The organism is Haemophilus paraphrohaemolyticus (genome assembly GCF_002015045.1).
Lineage (GTDB): Bacteria > Pseudomonadota > Gammaproteobacteria > Enterobacterales > Pasteurellaceae > Haemophilus_A > Haemophilus_A paraphrohaemolyticus.
This window is the reverse complement of the sequence record NZ_MUXX01000002.1, coordinates 94,981-111,740: the sequence shown is the minus strand read 5'-3', so window position 1 is coordinate 111,740 and position 16,760 is coordinate 94,981. Positions and strand designations below refer to the sequence as shown.

Below are 16,760 nucleotides of genomic sequence, written 5' to 3'. Positions count from 1 at the left end.
ATGCATGCATTAGAAATCAAAAATCTTATCAAAACCTATGCTACTGGCGTTCAAGCGGTAAAGGGCATTGATCTTACCGTCGAGCAAGGCGATTTTTATGCCTTGCTTGGGCATAATGGGGCGGGTAAATCAACGACCATTGGCATTATTAGTTCACTCGTGAATAAAACAAGTGGTTCGGTAAAAGTCTTCGGTTACGATTTAGATGCCCAAAAAACACAGCTTAAACAGCAAATCGGCTTAGTGCCGCAAGAGTTTAATTTCAATCAATTTGAGAAAGTGGTAGATGTGCTCACACAGCAAGCGGGATTTTATGGCATTCCATTAAAAGAAGCCAAAGTGCGTGCAGAAATGTGGCTGAAAAAATTGGATTTATGGGAAAAACGCACGCATTTAACCCGTGAACTGTCGGGTGGTATGAAACGTCGGGTAATGATTGCTCGTGCTTTAATGCATAACCCGAAATTGTTGATTTTGGATGAACCTACTGCAGGTGTAGATATTGAACTTCGTCGTTCGCTGTGGGATTTTTTACGGGAACTCAATCAACAAGGCACAACCATTATTCTCACTACACACTATCTCGAAGAAGCGGAAAATCTCTGTCGAAATATAGGTATTATTCAGCACGGAAAATTGATTGAAAATACATCAATGAAGTCTTTGCTGGCAAAATTGGAGACCGAAATTTTCGTGCTTGATTTGCAAAATATGCCTCAAAATAGGCCGCTTGTGATTGAGCATTATCCGCATAAATTATTGGATGAAAATACGTTGGAAGTAGAAGTACAGCGTGCTCAAGGCTTAACGAATTTATTTACGCAGCTGACCACACAAAATGTGGAAGTATTAAGTATGCGAAATAAATCAAACCGCTTGGAAGAACTTTTCCTTAAAATGGCTAATTAATATGAATTTAACTGGATTTTTCACGCTCGCAACCAAAGAGAGCAAACGCGTTATTCGCATTTGGAGACAGACACTTGTGCCGCCTGTGATTACGACCACGCTCTATTTCTTGATTTTCGGGCAATTAATTGGTGGACGTATTGGTGATATGCACGGGGTAAGCTATATGCAGTTTATTGCCCCTGGACTTGTGATGATGACCGCAATCACAGCCTCTTATGTCAATTCCGCCTCATCATTTTTCTTGAGCAAATTTACCAAAACTTATGAAGAGATGCTAATTTCCCCTCTTTCAACGCATAACATTATTTGGGGTTATGTCGTAGGCAGTGTTGTTCGCGGTGGGCTGGCTGGTATTTTGGTAATGCTGGTTGCTTTGTTGTTTATCACCTTTGATATCTACTCTTGGATGATGATTTTTTCAACGCTTTTACTGACAACGATTAGTTTCGCGCTAGGCGGTTTGATCAATGCAGTCTATGCGAAAACATTCGATGATGTGGGCTTGATTCCAACCTTCGTTTTAACGCCTTTAACTTATTTGGGTGGAGTATTTTATTCGATCTCATTATTGCCCGATTTCTGGCAAGCTGTTTCGAAATTTAACCCGATTGTTTATATGATCAATGGCTTTCGTTATGGCTTTTTAGGTATCAGTGATATGCCCATTTTTTACACATTTTTGGTATTGGTTTCGTTATGTATTATGTTATACTGGTTTGCCTTTTCACTGATTGAAAAAGGTGTAGGATTACGTTCCTAATTTTCTTTGCCACGGATTGCACGAGAGTTTTGCTAAAATTAGGAAAAATTCTACCGCTTGTTGCTCTCGTGCTCATTTCAAAAGGAACCCAAAATGAAATTCCAAAAACTCTGTTTTGTAAGTGCACTCTCTCTTTTCTCTGCCTCTAGCTTTGCGCAAGATATTACCGTTTTTGCCGCTGCCTCAATGACCAATGTGCTTCAAGAAATCAACAAGGATTTTGAAAAAGCCAACCCGCAAGATAAAGTTACATTCTCGTTTGCATCTTCTTCTGTGCTTGCTAAACAAATTGAACAAGACGCCCCAGCGGATGTATTCATCTCAGCTGATACAAAATGGATGGATTATGTTCAAGAAAAGCAACCAGCTAAAACTAAAAATGTGCATAATTTAGTAAAAAATGACCTTGTGTTAATTGCGCCGATTGCAAGTAAAATCCAAGCAAAAAGCATTCAAGCGGTTGATTTTAACAAAGAATTAGCGGATGGGTATTTATCTGTGGGCGATCCATCACACGTGCCTGCGGGCAAATATGCAAAAAAAGCACTTGAGTATTACAAACTCTGGGATGGCTTAGAAAGCAAGTTAGTTCGAGCAAAAAATGTGCGTGATGCGTTATCTTATGTAGAACGCAACGAGGCTCCATTAGGGATTGTTTATGCAACTGATGCAAAAGTCTCTGCAACTAAAGTGAAAATCGTGGCAACTTTCCCAAATGAAAGTTATGGTGAAGTGGTTTATCCTGCTGCAACAGTAAGTGATAAAGCGGAAGCGAAAAAATTCCTTGATTTCTTAAAAACACCTGCAGCTCAAGCGAAATTTAAAGAAGCTGGTTTTTATCCAGTACAATAATTTGTAACTTCCAACCCCAATGAGGTTGAATTATGTCTAACCGAGGGTATTATACCCTCGGTAACAACTGAAACTGTCTATGTTTTTCTTTTCTCAACCCGAACTCAATGCCATTTATTTGAGCCTTAAAGTCGCCACGATTGCGATTCTTTTTATTTTACCTGTTGCCATTTTTATTGCTTGGATACTTTCACGCAAACAATTCTGGGGCAAGCAATTGCTAAATGGCATCGTACATTTACCGCTGGTGTTACCCCCTGTGGTGATTGGCTATCTCTTGCTTATTGTGATGGCAAAACGTGGGGCGATAGGGCAATATTTGTGGGAGTGGTTCGGTTTTTCTTTTAGTTTTTCTTGGCGAGGTGCGGTATTAGCCTCTGCTGTGATGGCGTTTCCATTGATGGTACGCTCCATCAAACAAGCCTTTGATGCAATTGATCCTAAACTTGAACAAGCAGCTAGAACATTAGGTGCAAGCCCACTTAAAGTCTTTTTTACGCTTAATCTTCCACTCTCATTTTCAGGCGTCATTGCAGGAGCAGTATTAGGTTTTGCCCGTTCGCTTGGAGAATTTGGGGCGACTATCACTTTCGTATCCAATATTCCAAATCAAACCCAAACGATTCCAGCAGCTCTTTTCACCTTTATCGAAACCCCCGACGGAGAACTCGCCGCAGCCCGCCTTTGTGCTGTGGCGATTGCAATTTCTTTAATTGCCCTTTCCGCATCAGAGTGGTTAGCAGAAAGACAAAAGCGGTATGCGAAGTAAAGTTAGTTTTTTACATTATTTTTCAGCTTGTGTTAACAAAAACGGACAAGGTGCAAATCTATCTCCATAAATTTTCTGGTGAGCTTTGAGCTGTTTAACAATCTCTTTCGTACCTACTTTTTCCATATAGGCATAGATACCGCCTCTGAATTGAGGGAAACCAGTACCAAGCACGGAAGCGACATTCCCTTCTTCAGGCGATTGGATCACTTTTTCGTGCAAACACCACGCAGCTTCATTAATCATTCGTAAAATACAACGACGGGTGATTTCTTCTGCTTCCAAATCATTTTGCGTGATGGTTTCCATCACGTAATAGATGCTTTTATCCTCTTGCAAGCGCGTATCGTGCTTGTCATACATATAGAAGCCACGCTTATTTTTGCAGCCTTTGCGTTCGTTGCGAATAAGCAGCTCTATTTTAGCTGGCATTTCGAAACGTTTGCCATAAGCGTTTACCAAGGCTGGTGTCGCTTTGTTTAGCACGTCTAAACCCATTTCATCAATCATGGCAAGCGGTCCAATTTTGAAGCCAAATTCCTGCAGCGAGCGGTCGATAAATTCAATCGCTTCGCCATCAATCACGCATTGCATCGCTTCAAGCAATAATGGCGTGATCAAGCGGTTGATGAAATAACCTTGCGTATCCGAAACCAAAAGCGGTACTTTGCCTTGCTGAATCGCAAAGTGGATCGCGGTGGCAATGGTGTGTTCGCTCGTGCTTTCGTGGGGGATAATTTCTACCAATTGCTGTTTGGTTACAGGGCTAAAATAGTGAAAACCGATCACATTTTCTGGACGTTTTGCCACTGATGCAATCTCTTTGATCGAAAATGTGGAGGTATTTGTCGCAAAAATAGCGTGTTCATCGTAGTAATTCTCGCTTTCTTGCAATATTCGTTGCTTAAGCTTGAGATCTTCATACACTGCTTCAATAATAAAATCAGTCGATTTCGCGGCAACTAAACGTTCGCCTCCTGTGATCAAATTCATTCGTTGAATCATCTCGCCTTCACGCAGCTGCTTTTTTTGCACCGCGTGCCGCATTAAGTCGTAGCAAGTGCGTAATGCTTTTTGGATTTCAGAAGGGTGAATATCCTTGATTCGCACAGGAATACGGGCGTTATTGGCGGTTAAGTAAGCAATACCTGCTCCCATATAGCCAGAGCCGAGAATACTGACCTGCAATACATCACGAACATTGCCACGAATGGCGTATTTATCTTTCATCGTTCGTTCGGTTTTCTTCAAGTTTACCAACACTTTTGCAGTTTCAGTGTTGAGCAGTTTAACCAACGTATCTTGTTCAAAAGTTAAACCTTGCTTGAAATGTGGCTCTTTGAGCAACTCAATCAATTCAACCACAGCAGGATAGTTACCGAACGTTCGTTGCCAGAGGCGGTTTTCCAAACGGTCAAGCAGTTTATTGCGTAACGATGGCATGCCTTCCAATTTTTTACGCCATTTGAGCAAGAAATTTTTAGGTTTCTTGTAATCCGCTTTTGTGACTTGATTCTCCAACAAAAGCTGATAAGCCACTTCGAATAAGCGATTTGCAGGCACAGTCATATCAACCAAACCGAGCTTGAGGGCATGCTCCACATCCACTTTTTTGCCCGAGCTGAGCATATCCGCTGCCTGATTTAAGCCAATTAAACGTGGCAGACGCTGAGTACCACCCGAAAACGGCAGAATGCCAGAGCGAATTTGTGGCATTGCAAATTGTGTGTAAACTTCATCGGAGGCGATGCGATAATCACAGGCTAAAGCGAGCTCCAAACCTGCTCCGAAGCAATGACCATCAATAGCCGCAACCACTGGCACTTTAAGCACATTTAGTTCACGCATTACTAATTGCATTTCTTGCGAAAATTGTTTGAGCTGGGCTTCTGTTTTGCCTTGTAATACCGAAAGTTTAAAGCCTTGAATAAAGTTTTTTGGGCGAGCTGAAATAAATAAAATGCCTCGTACTTGTTGATAAATCGCCTTACCAATCACGTTGCGCAGTTCTTCTACGCAATTTTCTGGCAGCCAGTTCGCATCATTTTCTGGGCTTAAAATGTTTACCACCGCAATGCGATTATCATCAACTTCAACTTGGAAAGTAGGACGGTTTGTTTTGTTCATTTCGCTTTGTGCTTGTTCAATTTGATCTGCCATATCATCCTCACTTTCTATTCTGTTTCTAACACCATTGCCGCACCTAAACCGCCCAAGCCACTTGAAGCAACCAGAGAAGTGCCACCACCTTTACGTTTTAAGGCGAAAAGCGACTGAATCACGGTGCGAAGACTGGTGACTGCTCGTGGGTTACCAAAGGCAATCGAACCGCCCAAATGGTTGAGCTTATCGAAATCAATTTTGCCCAAACAAGCGGTGCTATTTAGCTGAGATTTTGCAAAATCGTCCGACTCAAACAAACGAATATTCATCAACATTTGGCTTGCTGAGGTTTCGTGAATATCAATAAAATCCATATCGGCAAGCGTTAAGCTCGCACGTTCAAGGGCAATTGAGCTAGAAATCGTCGCCCCTGCAAACATATTGTGCCAAATATCATTGCCTGTAATTGCATAACTGCGAATATACCCCAACACCTCAAGTCCTAACGCTTTGGCTCGGCTTTCGTTCATCAACAATACCGCCGCCGCACCATCCATAGGTTGCGGAATATTTGCCTCAGTAACCGTCGCATAAGGTTTGTGCATAATTGGCGAAAAATGCTGATAATATTGTGGGCGAGTCGCTGCGTTAATGAGCGTATCCGCCACCACAAAATCGGTATAAGGGCGTGGCACAGATTGCATTACTTCTTCTTTAAACAGACCCAATTTCCACGCATTTGAGGCTTTTTCATTTGAAAAACGTGCGTATTCATCTTGTTCAGCTCGACTGATATTGTAATCTTGTGCTATCTGTTCAGAGAGTTCAGCCACCGAAAGTTGCGTAGTGAAGTCTTTTAAATTTACCCCGTGCGGCTTGAAATCACCCCAAGAAAAATCACGAAAACGGCGAAATTTTTCATCGAGCGTTTCAGCTTTGAAAATTGATTTGAATTTATAAATTACGCGAGGGCTAAGGCTAATAGGGGCGTTTGAAATCGAATCCGCACCGCCTGCAATGCCTGCTGAAATTGAGCCAGAAAGAATGCTACCTGCAACATTGACAATTGCTTGCAAGCCAGAAAGACAAGAGCTACTAATGCTATAACTTTGAAGACGTGGCATATTTAGAGCGAGAGCAATTTCGCGGGCAGGGTTAGGGATATCGGGCTGTTGGATAACTTGCCCAAAAACGAGTTGTTCAATTTTATTGCGGTCAATCGCCAAGCGGCTTAATAGTTCGTTGGTGACCATCGTGCCAAGGCTAGTGGCATAGGCATCTTTAAAACCAGTATCACGACGAGCAAAAGGCGTTCTTAACCCACTTACAATTGCAATGCGGTTGCCTTGAGTGGTTAAAAGGTGTTGTTTCGGCATGGCTTATCCCTGTGGGTAATGATAAAGCTAAGGTTACAAAAGCGGGCATTTTAGCATGGGATGGGGCGAACTAAAAGAAAGTAGTAGACATCTATTTGCTTAATGTTACAGGCAATAACAAGGTGTCAAAGGCAAAGCTGAGCGGTAAATCAATCATAGCGAGTACACCTAAAATGCCCCCATTTTGAATGGCGGAGAAGTCATTTTTTACCCCGCTATAAACGGTATAATCGCCTTTTGAGAGATTGATAATTGTACCACAAGCGGCCAAATTCATCCAAATAATGGCAAAACAGATGAATTTGTATACTTTTTTGCTAGTTTCTCGTTTCATTTTCACTCCTTAAAGTAAACTTAATTCTAGCCGAAAATCTGCTTTTTGGGTAAACTAACGCCATTTTATTAATAAATAACAACAGAGGATTTTATGCAAACTTACAACATTGCAGTTTTAGCAGGTGACGGCATCGGACCTGAAATTATGGCACAAGCGATTAAAGTGCTTGAAGCGACACAGCAAAAATTTGGTTTTAAATTGAATTTCAACCACTTCAACATTGGCGGAGCCGCGATCGATGCTCAAGGTAAAGCCTTGCCAGAGAACACTTTAAAAGGGTGTGAAGAAGCGGATGCCATTTTATTCGGTTCAGTAGGCGGCCCGAAATGGACAAATCTTCCACCAGATGAACAACCAGAGCGTGGTTCATTACTCCCTCTTCGCAAACACTTCAAACTTTTCTGCAACTTACGCCCAGCTGCACTTTATCAAGGCTTAGAAAAATTCTGCCCATTGCGTGCAGACATCGCTGCAAAAGGGTTCGATATGGTGGTCGTGCGTGAATTAACAGGTGGTATCTACTTCGGTCAGCCAAAAGGTCGTGAAGGCAAAGGTGCACAAACCAAAGCATTCGACACTGAAGTCTATTACAAATATGAAATTGAACGTATCGCACGTGTGGCGTTTGAATCTGCAATGAAACGCAGAAAACACGTTACTTCAATCGACAAAGCGAACGTGTTACAAAGCTCAATTCTATGGCGTGAAACGGTAAACGAAGTGGCGAAAGAATTCCCAGAAGTAACACTTGAGCATATGTATATCGACAACGCCACAATGCAGCTTATCAAAGCACCAGAGTCGTTCGACATCTTACTTTGCTCAAACATCTTCGGTGATATTATTTCCGATGAGGCAGCGATGATCACAGGCTCAATGGGGATGCTTCCATCTGCGAGCCTTAACGAAGAAGGGTTCGGTTTATATGAGCCAGCTGGCGGTTCTGCACCAGACATCGCAGGCAAAAACATTGCTAACCCAATCGCACAAATTCTTTCTGCGGCAATGATGCTGCGTTATAGCTTCAACCTCAACGAGGCAGCTGATGCGATTGAACAAGCAATCCAAAAAGCCCTTGCTGACGGCTACCGTACTGGCGATTTAGCAGACAACACCGCCCCAATTTCCACCAGTGAAATGGGTGATGTGATTGCGAAGAATATCTTGGCGTAGTTTTGTCATTCATCACATTAAACGCGATTTGTTAAAGTCAACGCTTCTTTAAGAATCCAAGCGGTCAATTTCCCTCACTATTTTGCAAAACGTGAGAAGAATTTGACCGCTTGTTTTTTCTACCAAACAAGCGTAAACTTACCAACAATTTTTAGTCGGGGTGCTGAAAGGCTGAGATAATACCCGTGAACCTGAAACAGTTAGCACTGACGTAGGAAACTAATATGCCAAAAAATCCATTTTTTTTTCATTCCATTTCTTATCCTTTCTTTTTTATTACACATTCCCTTTAATCATTGGGGCGAGCGATGGTGCGTATTCAAGATTTGAGTCTTGCTTTTAATGGGCAGACGTTATTTGAGCATCTTAATTTAACCCTGTTGCCGAATGAGTGGGTAAGCTTATTGGGCAGTTCAGGCGTGGGGAAATCGACACTTTTGCGATTACTGGCGGGCATTGAGACGCAAGGTGTGGTGCAGGGAAAAATCCTATTTGAACCGAAAATTCGCATTGCGTGGATGCCACAAAAAGAGACGCTTTATCCGTGGCTATCAATTGTAGATAACGTGCAGTTGCAAGCGGTTTTATTTGGGCGAAAATCTGCAAAAACCACTGAAAAAGCTAAAATGTTGCTTGAAAAAGTGGGAATGGCAGCACATTGGCACAAGTCTTGTTCGCAACTTTCGGGCGGGCAAAAACAGCGGGTTGCCTTGGCACGCACTTTAATGCAAGAGGCGGATTTGATTTTGCTTGATGAGCCTTTTTCCGCTCTTGATGCCATCAGTCGCCATCAACTTCAAGATTTAGCCTTTGAACTGCTTGAAGATAAATCAGTGCTGCTCGTGACCCACGATCCGCAAGAGGCATTGCGGCTAAGCCATCGTATTTTTGTGCTGCGTTCGCCTGAAACTCATCAAACAGCATTGTCGGCGGTGATTTTGCCCGAAGGGAACGCCCCTCGTGAGTTGCATCAAGCCAATTTATGGGCGTTGCAGCAACAATTATTGCGAGAATTAGGGGGCGAGCAATGAAAATTCGCCTACTTAAACCGCTTTTAATTGTAGGTGTGTTGTTGATGCTCTGGCAAATGGTCGCAACCTTGGGCAGCTTCCCTCACTACATTTTTCCCTCACCGCAAGCTGTAGGGCAGCAGTTGTTCACACACGCTGAACTGCTTTGGCAGCATACGCAAGTCACGTTGTTAGAAATCTGCTTAGGGCTGTTGTTAGGCTTTCTGTTTGGGTTGATTTCGGCGTTGTTGCTCTCATTTTCTCGTCAAATTTCCGCCGTGTTATTGCCGATTTTGGTGATTTCACAAGCGATTCCCGTGTTTGCTATCGCACCGTTGTTGGTGTTGTGGTTTGGTTATGGAATGGCATCCAAAATAGTTATGTCGGTGCTGATTATCTACTTCCCCGTCACGGCAGCTTGTTATGATGGGTTACGCAACACTCCACAAGCGTGGCTCGATTTGGCAAAAACCTTTAACATTTCCCCCTTGCGTTTATTGCTTAAAGTGCGATTACCTGCGGCTTTGCCTGCCTTCGCTTCTGGCTTGCGTATTGCGGTTTCGGTTGCCCCGATTGGTGCGGTGGTAGGAGAATGGGTAGGTTCGTCTGAAGGCTTGGGGTATTTGATGATTCACGCCAATGCTCGAATGCAAGTGGATTTAATGTTTGCTGCCTTGCTGATTTTAGTGGCAATTTCACTCTGTTTATATTTCAGCATTGATTGGCTATTACACCGTTTTATTTGGTCTGTTTAACTTTTCATTAAAGGAGAAAAAAATGAAGACAATCATCCGTTATTTCAGCTTTGTAATGGGGCTAATGCTCACACTTCCTAGCTTTGCAAAAGAGAAAATCAGCATAATGCTAGATTGGTATGTAAATCCCGATCACGCTGCCATTATTGTGGCACAGCAGAAAGGTTTTTTTGAAAAAAATAACCTTGAGGTTGAAATTATCGAACCTGCTGATCCCGCATTACCGCCGAAATTAGCGGCGGCAGGAAAAGTTGATTTAGCCGTGAGTTATCAGCCTCAACTTTATCAGCAAGTGGCAGAAGGCTTACCTTTAGTGCGAGTGGGTTCACTGATTTCAAATCCATTAAATAGCGTAGTGGTACTAAAAAAGAGCAATTTGAAAAGCCTTGCTGATTTAAAAGGTAAAAAAGTAGGGTATTCTGTCAGCGGTTTTGAAGATGGATTGCTTGATACAATGCTTCATTCTATTGGTTTAAGCAATAAAGATGTGGAATTAGTAAATGTAAATTGGTCGCTTTCTCCCTCCCTTTTAACTGGACAAGTGGATGCTGTGATTGGCGCATTTCGTAATTTTGAACTCAATCAGCTTGCTTTAGAAAAGCAAGAAGGTATCGCATTCTTCCCTGAACAATATGGCGTGCCTGCTTATGATGAATTGATTTTAGTTGCTAATAAAAACAGCGTAACAGATAAAAAAACATCTGCATTTTTGACCGCACTTGAACAAGCCACCAGCTATTTGCAAGCTCACCCTAATGAAGCGTGGCAAGCCTTTGTAAGCTATAAACCGAACGAACTCAACACGCCATTAAACCAACTGGCGTGGAAAGACACGCTCCCTTTCTTAGCCAATAAACCTCGCCAATTAGACGCTAAACGTTATCAACAAATGGCAGAATTTATGCAACAAAAAGGCTTAATTCCGAAAGTCTTAGATTTGAAAGAATATGCGGTAGAAATTGAATAAGGAAAAAAAGATGATTGAACAACTCATTCAACAAGCTCAGCCTTATTGGCAACAATATATTGAACACGAATTTGTGCAACAGCTCGCAAAAGGTACGCTACCAAAAGCTTGTTTTCAGCATTATTTGAAGCAGGATTATCTCTATCTTTTTCATTACAGCCGAGCCTTTGCTTTGGGCGTATATAAAGCAAAAAATTTTGCAGAAATGGAAATCCCTCGTCAAACGTTGGAGGTTATCTGTCAAGAAGTGCAATTACATTTGGATTATTGCCGCCAATGGGGCATTAGCGAACAAGAGATTTTTGCTACTCAAGAAAGTGCCGCTTGCATTGCTTACACCCGCTATTTGCTTGATTGTGGCATGACGGGCAGTTTGGCTGAGCTTTATGCAGCCGTGACCCCTTGTGCTTTGGGTTACGCTCAAGTTGCTCGTTACATTACTCAGCATTATCCTCGCTTACCGAACAACCCTTATCAAACGTGGATTGACACCTATGCGAGTGAGGAATTTCAACAAGCTGCCCAAGAAACCGTTGATTTTCTTACCACCGTTTGCAAACCGCTAAACCCAAGCCAAGTTGCGGAGATTCAACAGATTTTTACTACCGCCACTAGAATGGAAATTGCGTTTTGGCAAATGGGATTGGATTTTGCATAGGTACATTTTGCTGAAGTCAGCAAAATAGCGATCCGAAAAAAGCAGCTATTCATCAAAATAAAGATAACAGAGTAGAACCTCAGCCAAGCGGTCAAATTCCTCTCACCATTTGCAAAAAGTGAGAAGAATTTGACCGCTTGTTTTTTCCTTCTGATTACCTTTCTTTTAGTTCAATTTTTAACCTTTCGCAAGGCAGTATACTGCCTGTTAGTATCTCTTTACAGAGATACTAACAAAACATATTGCTAAACAATAAACATGTTTAGAAAGATGAATGATTGGTTAATAAATGGACAATTTCTATGCGATTCACAAAAACACTTCTTACCACCGCACTTTTCGGTGTTTCTATCTTTTCTTTTCACTCCACCGCTTGGGCAGATACGCCGGAACAGCAATTCCAACAAGGTTTAAGCGCTTATCAGCAAAGCGACTATCAAACTGCCTTTAAACTTTGGTTACCTCTGGCGGAGCAGGGAGAAGCAAATGTTCAATTTAATTTGGGCGTGATGTATGCCAATGGACAAGGCGTCAAACAAGATTATTTTGAAGCAGTGAAATGGTATCGCAAAGCAGCGGAGCAGGGAGAAGCAAATGCTCAATTGAATTTGGGCGTGATGTATGACAATGGACGAGGCGTCAAACAAGATGATGTTGAAGCAGTGAAATGGTATCGCAAAGCAGCGGAGCAGGGATATGCAAAGGCTCAATTTAATTTGGGTAATATGTATGCCAATGGACAAGGCGTCAAACAAGATGATGTTGAAGCAGTGAAATGGTATCGCAAAGCGGCGGAGCAGGGAAATGCAAATGCTCAAATGATATTAGGAACCGTATATTTTTTAGGAAAAGGCGTTCAATTCAATAAAGCTTTAGCTAAAGAATGGTTTGGCAAGGCTTGTGATAATGGTTATCAAGATGGTTGCGAATATTACGGTAAGCTAAATAGAGGAGAACGCTAATGCCTTTATTCTTCTTACCGCAATTACAATGCGAATTTTGGAATGTAGGGCAAGGGTTATTTTCAATCAGGTGTATTAAAGCGAAAACATATTTTGGTGATGCCTGCGATTTACGCAGCCAAGAAGGGTGTGATAAATATCGAGAGTTAAACGAAAAAGAACAAGAGAAATAATTGTTCAAGCGGTCAAATTCTTCCCACTATTTGCAAAACGTGAGAAGAAATTGACCGCTTGTTTTTTCTTAAAAAGAAGCGTAAACTTCCTCCAATTTTTAGTCGGGGTGCCGAAAGGCTGAGATGATACCCGTGAACCTGAAACAGTTAGCACTGACGTAGGAAACTAATATGCCAAGTCTATTCTTATCAATCACGATCTTATCGTTCTCATCTTCCCCGATTTCCATCACTACTTTCACCCACTAGCTTGTGGGCGTTTGTGTTTGTTACACGCACAGAATAGGGAAATTGTCATGAAATCCATCTATCTCTCCAAAATCCGTGAGCAAAATCCGCTCATTCATAACATTACCAACATTGTGGCAGCGAATTTTAGTGCCAATGGTTTGTTGGCATTGGGGGCTTCGCCTTTGATGTCGGCGAATGTCGAAGAAATGCAGGAAGTACCGAAAATCAGTCAAGCGTTGGTTATTAATATCGGCACGCTGATTGGCAAGGAGCGAGAGGCGATGTTATTAGCGGGCAAAACCGCGAATTTGGTTGGGATTCCTGTGGTGTTAGATCCTGTGGGTGTAGGGGCGACCAGTTATCGCCGTGAGACCATTCGTGAGCTTTTAGCCGAGGTAAAATTTGCCCTGATTCGTGGCAATGCGGGCGAATTGGCTGCGATTGCAGGTGAGGCGTGGCAGGCAAAAGGTGTAGATGCAGGTCAGGGCGAGGTGGATTTAAAAGCCGTTGCCGAGAAAGTGGCTCAACGGTATGGCTGTACAGTGTTGATTAGTGGGGCAGTGGATATTGTCAGCGATGGCACACAAACTGCGACCATTCACAACGGCACGCCATTGTTCCCGAAAGTCACGGCTTCGGGTTGCCTGTTGAGTGCCGTGTGTGCGGCATTTTTAGCGGTTGATTCTGGCAATCATTTTGCCGCTACCTTTGAGGCGAGCGTGGCTTATGCGGTGGCGGGTGAATTGGCTGCTGAAGGTTTAACAACCGAAGTAGGGCAGTTCCAAATTCGTTTGTTGGACGAACTTGCTGCACTTTCCCCTGAAACCATTGGACAAAGAGGGCGCATCAATGAGTAACGTGAAACAAGTTTTAACCATCGCGGGGTCAGACAGTGGCGGTGGTGCAGGCATTCAGGCGGACCTCAAAACTTTCCAAATGCGGGGGGTGTTTGGTACATCAGCAATTACAGCTGTTACAGCTCAAAATACGCTCGGCGTGTTTGATATTCATACTATTCCGCTCAACACTATTACTGCCCAGCTGCAAGCGGTCAAAAATGATTTCCAAATTGCAAGTTGCAAAATCGGTATGTTGGGCAATGCAGAAATTATTGAATGTGTGGCAGATTTTCTTGCCGATAAACCATTCGGCACACTGGTGCTAGACCCTGTGATGATCGCCAAAGGTGGTGCACCGTTATTGCAACAGCAAGCGGTGAGTGCGTTAAGCCAAAAATTGCTGCCGTTGGCAGACGTAATTACACCAAACATTCCCGAAGCGGAAGCTTTAACGGGGATTGCGATTGTGGACGACACCAGTATTCAACAAGCCGCAAAAGCGTTGCAAAAACAGGGAGCGAAGAATGTGATTATTAAGGGCGGACATTCGCTCAATTCGCAAAGTGAGCTGTGCCAAGATTGGGTTTTACTTGCGGATGGTCGTCATTTTACTTTGCAAAGCCCTCGTTTCAACACGCCACATACACACGGTACGGGCTGTACCTTTTCCGCCTGCTTAACCGCTGAATTGGCGAAAGGGGAACCGCTGCAAAGTGCGGTGAAAACAGCGAAAGATTTTATTACCGCTGCGATTTCTCACCCGTTGAATATTGGGCAAGGACACGGGCCGACAAATCATTGGGCTTATAGTCGCCTTTAAGGATTGAAAGATGAAAAATATTCAAAAAATCTTACCGCTTTACTTTGTGGCAGGCACGCAAGATTGCCGTCATTTTGGCGAGGACTTGTCAGAAAATTTATTATTCGTGCTAAAACAAGCGTTAGAAGGCGGGATTACTTGCTTTCAATTTCGGGATAAAGGTAAGTTTTCGTTAGAACATACGCCCTCAGCACAGAAGGCACTGGCGATGAGTTGTCGTGATTTGTGCCGTGAATATGGCGTACCGTTTATTGTGGATGATAACGTTGATTTGGCGTTGGAAATCGAGGCGGATGGAATTCACGTTGGGCAAAGCGATATGCCCGTTGCGGAGATTCGAACTAAAACGGATAAACCGCTAATTATTGGTTGGTCGGTAAACCGTTTAGATGAGGCGAAAATTGGGGAAAATTTAGCGGAAATTGATTATTTTGGAATTGGCCCAATTTTCCCAACGCAATCGAAAGAGAATCCGAAGCCAACACTAGGAATGGCGTTTATTCAAACTCTGCGAAATGCGGGGATAACGAAACCGCTTGTGGCAATTGGTGGGGTGAAGTTAGCTCACGTTAAAACCTTACGAGAATTTGGGGCGGACGGTGTGGCAGTGATTACAGCCATCAGTCACGCAGAAAATGTTAAAGCAGCAACAAAAGCATTACGGGAGGCAAGTGATGGGTACGCAAAATAGTTTAAAGCAGGTTGCGACGGCGACAATGGTCGGCACCGCAATTGAGTATTTCGATAACTACATTTACGCAATGGCAGCGGTGTTAGTGTTTAACCATCAATTTTTCCACTCAGCTGATCCGCTTTCAGGGCAGATTGCAGCACTTTCCACTTTAGCACTCACTTTTATTGCTCGTCCTTTGGGAGCAATATTATTCGGGCATTTCGGTGACCGTTTCGGGCGGAAAAATACCTTTGTGATGAGCTTGCTGTTGATGGGCGTTTCCACTGTGGTTATTGGCTTATTGCCAACCTATGACAGCATCGGTATTTGGGCGACAATTTTGCTCTGTTTATGCCGTATTGGGCAAGGTATCGGTTTAGGCGGCGAGTGGGGCGGTGCAGCGTTAGTTGCGGTTGAAAATGCCCCTGAAGGTAAACGCGGTTGGTATGGTATTTTCCCACAACTGGGTGCACCGCTTGGTTTGTTGCTGGCAAATGGCGTATTCTTGGGCATTACGGCAATTTTCGGACAAGAAGCTATGGCTGAATGGGCGTGGCGCATTCCGTTTTTATCTTCCGTTATCTTAGTGGCAATTGGCTTATATGTTCGCCTAAAATTGGCGGAAGCACCGATTTTCCTTGCTGCACTTAACAAACCGCAGCCAAAACGTTTGCCAATGTTGGAAGTCATCACTACTCATTTCAAGCCGTTTTTCTTAGGAATGTTGGTTTGCATCGCAGGCTATGTGCTGTTCTATATTATGATTGCCTTTAGCCAAATTTATGCAAAATCTGCCCCAACAGTATCAGAAGCAGGCTATGCGATGGGATTGGGATTTTCCCCACAAATTTTCACCGCTTTATTGATGGCAAGTGCGGTTTCTTTGGCAATAACGATTGTCGCTTCGGGTAAATATATCGACAAAGTTGGTCGCCGTATTTGGCTCATTTGGACAACTGTTGGTGTTGCCCTTTTCGGTTTAGCTTTGCCGTTCTTCCTTGAAAACGGCACGACCGTCAGCCTGTTTTGGTTCTTGTTCATTGGGATGGGGCTTATCGGAATGGGCTATGGACCACTCGCTAGTTTCCTGCCTGAGCTTTTCCCAACTCACGCCCGCTATTCAGGTGCGTCACTCACTTACAACATCGCAGGCTTATTTGGCGCAAGTGTTGCGGCGATTATTGCTTTGCCATTGAATGCAAACTACGGGCTAAAAGGTGTGGGGATTTATTTAACGTTGAATGCTGTGTTGAGCTTGATTGGGTTGTGGTTTATGAAGGAGACAAGGGATAGTACATTAGCTTAAAGAAAGTAAAAAATGCCCCTTGAAACTGCAGTTTCAAGGGGCAGCGCTTTGCAAGAAATTCATCTTTTGTTGTAACTTTATTTC

The 16,760-nt window shown here is 43.1% G+C and carries 18 protein-coding genes and 2 riboswitches; of the genes, 15 read left to right on the top strand and 3 right to left on the bottom strand.

Annotated elements, in window-relative coordinates:
- The 4 genes from B0184_RS00945 (at position 1) to modB (ending at position 3,293) form a co-directional block, all read left to right on the top strand.
- Positions 1-909, top strand: a complete 909-nt coding sequence (locus tag B0184_RS00945) for an ABC transporter ATP-binding protein (protein ID WP_005708606.1) — start codon at positions 1-3, stop codon at positions 907-909.
- A 1-nt stretch (position 910) separates the two neighbouring features.
- Positions 911-1,672 (top strand): ABC transporter permease, encoded by a 762-nt coding sequence (locus tag B0184_RS00940; RefSeq protein ID WP_005708517.1) that lies wholly within the window; start codon positions 911-913, stop codon positions 1,670-1,672.
- A 93-nt stretch (positions 1,673-1,765) separates the two neighbouring features.
- Positions 1,766-2,524, top strand: coding sequence for a molybdate ABC transporter substrate-binding protein (gene modA, locus B0184_RS00935; RefSeq protein WP_005708604.1), 759 nt, complete (start codon positions 1,766-1,768; stop codon positions 2,522-2,524).
- Between the two features lie 79 nt (positions 2,525-2,603).
- On the top strand, positions 2,604-3,293 hold the full coding sequence (modB, locus tag B0184_RS00930) for a molybdate ABC transporter permease subunit (protein ID WP_005708478.1): 690 nt from the start codon (positions 2,604-2,606) through the stop codon (positions 3,291-3,293).
- 15 nt (positions 3,294-3,308) lie between these two features.
- Here modB and B0184_RS00925 read toward each other — a convergent pair whose 3' ends face one another.
- From B0184_RS00925 to B0184_RS00915, 3 genes are all read right to left on the bottom strand, one after another.
- Positions 3,309-5,453, bottom strand: a complete 2,145-nt coding sequence (locus tag B0184_RS00925) for a 3-hydroxyacyl-CoA dehydrogenase NAD-binding domain-containing protein (protein WP_005708429.1) — start codon at positions 5,451-5,453, stop codon at positions 3,309-3,311.
- Positions 5,454-5,467: 14 nt separating this feature from the next.
- On the bottom strand, positions 5,468-6,772 hold the full coding sequence (locus B0184_RS00920) for an acetyl-CoA C-acyltransferase (protein ID WP_005708541.1): 1,305 nt from the start codon (positions 6,770-6,772) through the stop codon (positions 5,468-5,470).
- A gap of 91 nt (positions 6,773-6,863) precedes the next feature.
- Positions 6,864-7,106 carry a YceK/YidQ family lipoprotein gene (locus B0184_RS00915; RefSeq protein WP_005708560.1) on the bottom strand — a complete coding sequence of 81 codons (243 nt, stop codon included), beginning with the start codon at positions 7,104-7,106 and terminating at the stop codon, positions 6,864-6,866.
- A gap of 93 nt (positions 7,107-7,199) precedes the next feature.
- Between B0184_RS00915 and leuB the strand changes: the two genes are divergently transcribed.
- The 11 genes from leuB (at position 7,200) to B0184_RS00865 (ending at position 16,676) form a co-directional block, all read left to right on the top strand.
- The gene (gene leuB, locus B0184_RS00910) at positions 7,200-8,282 is read left to right on the top strand and encodes a 3-isopropylmalate dehydrogenase (protein WP_005708568.1); all 1,083 of its coding nucleotides are present in this window, start codon (positions 7,200-7,202) and stop codon (positions 8,280-8,282) included.
- 146 nt (positions 8,283-8,428) lie between these two features.
- Positions 8,429-8,517: riboswitch (TPP riboswitch) on the top strand.
- 73 nt (positions 8,518-8,590) lie between these two features.
- Positions 8,591-9,313, top strand: coding sequence for an ABC transporter ATP-binding protein (locus B0184_RS00905; protein ID WP_005708557.1), 723 nt, complete (start codon positions 8,591-8,593; stop codon positions 9,311-9,313).
- Positions 9,310-10,047, top strand: a complete 738-nt coding sequence (locus B0184_RS00900) for an ABC transporter permease (RefSeq protein WP_005708452.1) — start codon at positions 9,310-9,312, stop codon at positions 10,045-10,047. Before B0184_RS00905 ends, B0184_RS00900 begins: the two co-directional genes overlap by 4 nt.
- 22 nt (positions 10,048-10,069) lie before the next feature.
- Entirely contained in the window at positions 10,070-11,014 is a 945-nt protein-coding gene (locus B0184_RS00895) for an ABC transporter substrate-binding protein (protein WP_005708580.1), read from the top strand.
- Between the two features lie 10 nt (positions 11,015-11,024).
- On the top strand, positions 11,025-11,672 hold the full coding sequence (gene tenA / locus B0184_RS00890) for a thiaminase II (protein ID WP_005708535.1): 648 nt from the start codon (positions 11,025-11,027) through the stop codon (positions 11,670-11,672).
- A gap of 302 nt (positions 11,673-11,974) precedes the next feature.
- Positions 11,975-12,634, top strand: a complete 660-nt coding sequence (locus B0184_RS00885) for a tetratricopeptide repeat protein (protein ID WP_005708599.1) — start codon at positions 11,975-11,977, stop codon at positions 12,632-12,634.
- The gene (locus B0184_RS10490) at positions 12,634-12,807 is read left to right on the top strand and encodes a hypothetical protein (protein WP_005708494.1); all 174 of its coding nucleotides are present in this window, start codon (positions 12,634-12,636) and stop codon (positions 12,805-12,807) included. The genes B0184_RS00885 and B0184_RS10490 overlap by 1 nt, the downstream gene beginning before the upstream one ends.
- 93 nt (positions 12,808-12,900) lie before the next feature.
- Positions 12,901-12,989: riboswitch (TPP riboswitch) on the top strand.
- A gap of 114 nt (positions 12,990-13,103) precedes the next feature.
- The gene (thiM, locus tag B0184_RS00880; RefSeq protein WP_005708539.1) at positions 13,104-13,895 is read left to right on the top strand and encodes a hydroxyethylthiazole kinase; all 792 of its coding nucleotides are present in this window, start codon (positions 13,104-13,106) and stop codon (positions 13,893-13,895) included.
- Positions 13,888-14,697 carry a bifunctional hydroxymethylpyrimidine kinase/phosphomethylpyrimidine kinase gene (thiD, locus tag B0184_RS00875; protein WP_005708471.1) on the top strand — a complete coding sequence of 270 codons (810 nt, stop codon included), beginning with the start codon at positions 13,888-13,890 and terminating at the stop codon, positions 14,695-14,697. Before thiM ends, thiD begins: the two co-directional genes overlap by 8 nt.
- 10 nt (positions 14,698-14,707) lie before the next feature.
- Complete coding sequence (thiE, locus tag B0184_RS00870) at positions 14,708-15,388, top strand: thiamine phosphate synthase (RefSeq protein ID WP_005708469.1); 681 nt, start codon at positions 14,708-14,710, stop codon at positions 15,386-15,388.
- Positions 15,372-16,676, top strand: coding sequence for an MFS transporter (locus B0184_RS00865; protein ID WP_005708481.1), 1,305 nt, complete (start codon positions 15,372-15,374; stop codon positions 16,674-16,676). The genes thiE and B0184_RS00865 overlap by 17 nt, the downstream gene beginning before the upstream one ends.
- The last annotated feature ends 84 nt before the right edge of the window (positions 16,677-16,760 follow it).

What these genes read in the sequence shown, in the direction of transcription:
- thiD (WP_005708471.1), top strand. Translation starts at nt 13,888, where the DNA reads ATGAGTAACGTGAAACAAGTTTTAACCATCGCGGGGTCAGACAGTGGC.
- B0184_RS00885 (WP_005708599.1), top strand. Translation starts at nt 11,975, where the DNA reads ATGCGATTCACAAAAACACTTCTTACCACCGCACTTTTCGGTGTTTCT.
- B0184_RS10490 (WP_005708494.1), top strand. Translation starts at nt 12,634, where the DNA reads ATGCCTTTATTCTTCTTACCGCAATTACAATGCGAATTTTGGAATGTA.
- modB (WP_005708478.1), top strand. Translation starts at nt 2,604, where the DNA reads ATGTTTTTCTTTTCTCAACCCGAACTCAATGCCATTTATTTGAGCCTT.
- B0184_RS00925 (WP_005708429.1), bottom strand. Translation starts at nt 5,453, where the DNA reads ATGGCAGATCAAATTGAACAAGCACAAAGCGAAATGAACAAAACAAAC.
- thiM (WP_005708539.1), top strand. Translation starts at nt 13,104, where the DNA reads ATGAAATCCATCTATCTCTCCAAAATCCGTGAGCAAAATCCGCTCATT.
- B0184_RS00905 (WP_005708557.1), top strand. Translation starts at nt 8,591, where the DNA reads ATGGTGCGTATTCAAGATTTGAGTCTTGCTTTTAATGGGCAGACGTTA.
- thiE (WP_005708469.1), top strand. Translation starts at nt 14,708, where the DNA reads ATGAAAAATATTCAAAAAATCTTACCGCTTTACTTTGTGGCAGGCACG.
- modA (WP_005708604.1), top strand. Translation starts at nt 1,766, where the DNA reads ATGAAATTCCAAAAACTCTGTTTTGTAAGTGCACTCTCTCTTTTCTCT.
- B0184_RS00900 (WP_005708452.1), top strand. Translation starts at nt 9,310, where the DNA reads ATGAAAATTCGCCTACTTAAACCGCTTTTAATTGTAGGTGTGTTGTTG.
- B0184_RS00895 (WP_005708580.1), top strand. Translation starts at nt 10,070, where the DNA reads ATGAAGACAATCATCCGTTATTTCAGCTTTGTAATGGGGCTAATGCTC.
- B0184_RS00920 (WP_005708541.1), bottom strand. Translation starts at nt 6,772, where the DNA reads ATGCCGAAACAACACCTTTTAACCACTCAAGGCAACCGCATTGCAATT.
- B0184_RS00865 (WP_005708481.1), top strand. Translation starts at nt 15,372, where the DNA reads ATGGGTACGCAAAATAGTTTAAAGCAGGTTGCGACGGCGACAATGGTC.
- leuB (WP_005708568.1), top strand. Translation starts at nt 7,200, where the DNA reads ATGCAAACTTACAACATTGCAGTTTTAGCAGGTGACGGCATCGGACCT.
- B0184_RS00915 (WP_005708560.1), bottom strand. Translation starts at nt 7,106, where the DNA reads ATGAAACGAGAAACTAGCAAAAAAGTATACAAATTCATCTGTTTTGCC.
- B0184_RS00940 (WP_005708517.1), top strand. Translation starts at nt 911, where the DNA reads ATGAATTTAACTGGATTTTTCACGCTCGCAACCAAAGAGAGCAAACGC.
- tenA (WP_005708535.1), top strand. Translation starts at nt 11,025, where the DNA reads ATGATTGAACAACTCATTCAACAAGCTCAGCCTTATTGGCAACAATAT.
- B0184_RS00945 (WP_005708606.1), top strand. Translation starts at nt 1, where the DNA reads ATGCATGCATTAGAAATCAAAAATCTTATCAAAACCTATGCTACTGGC.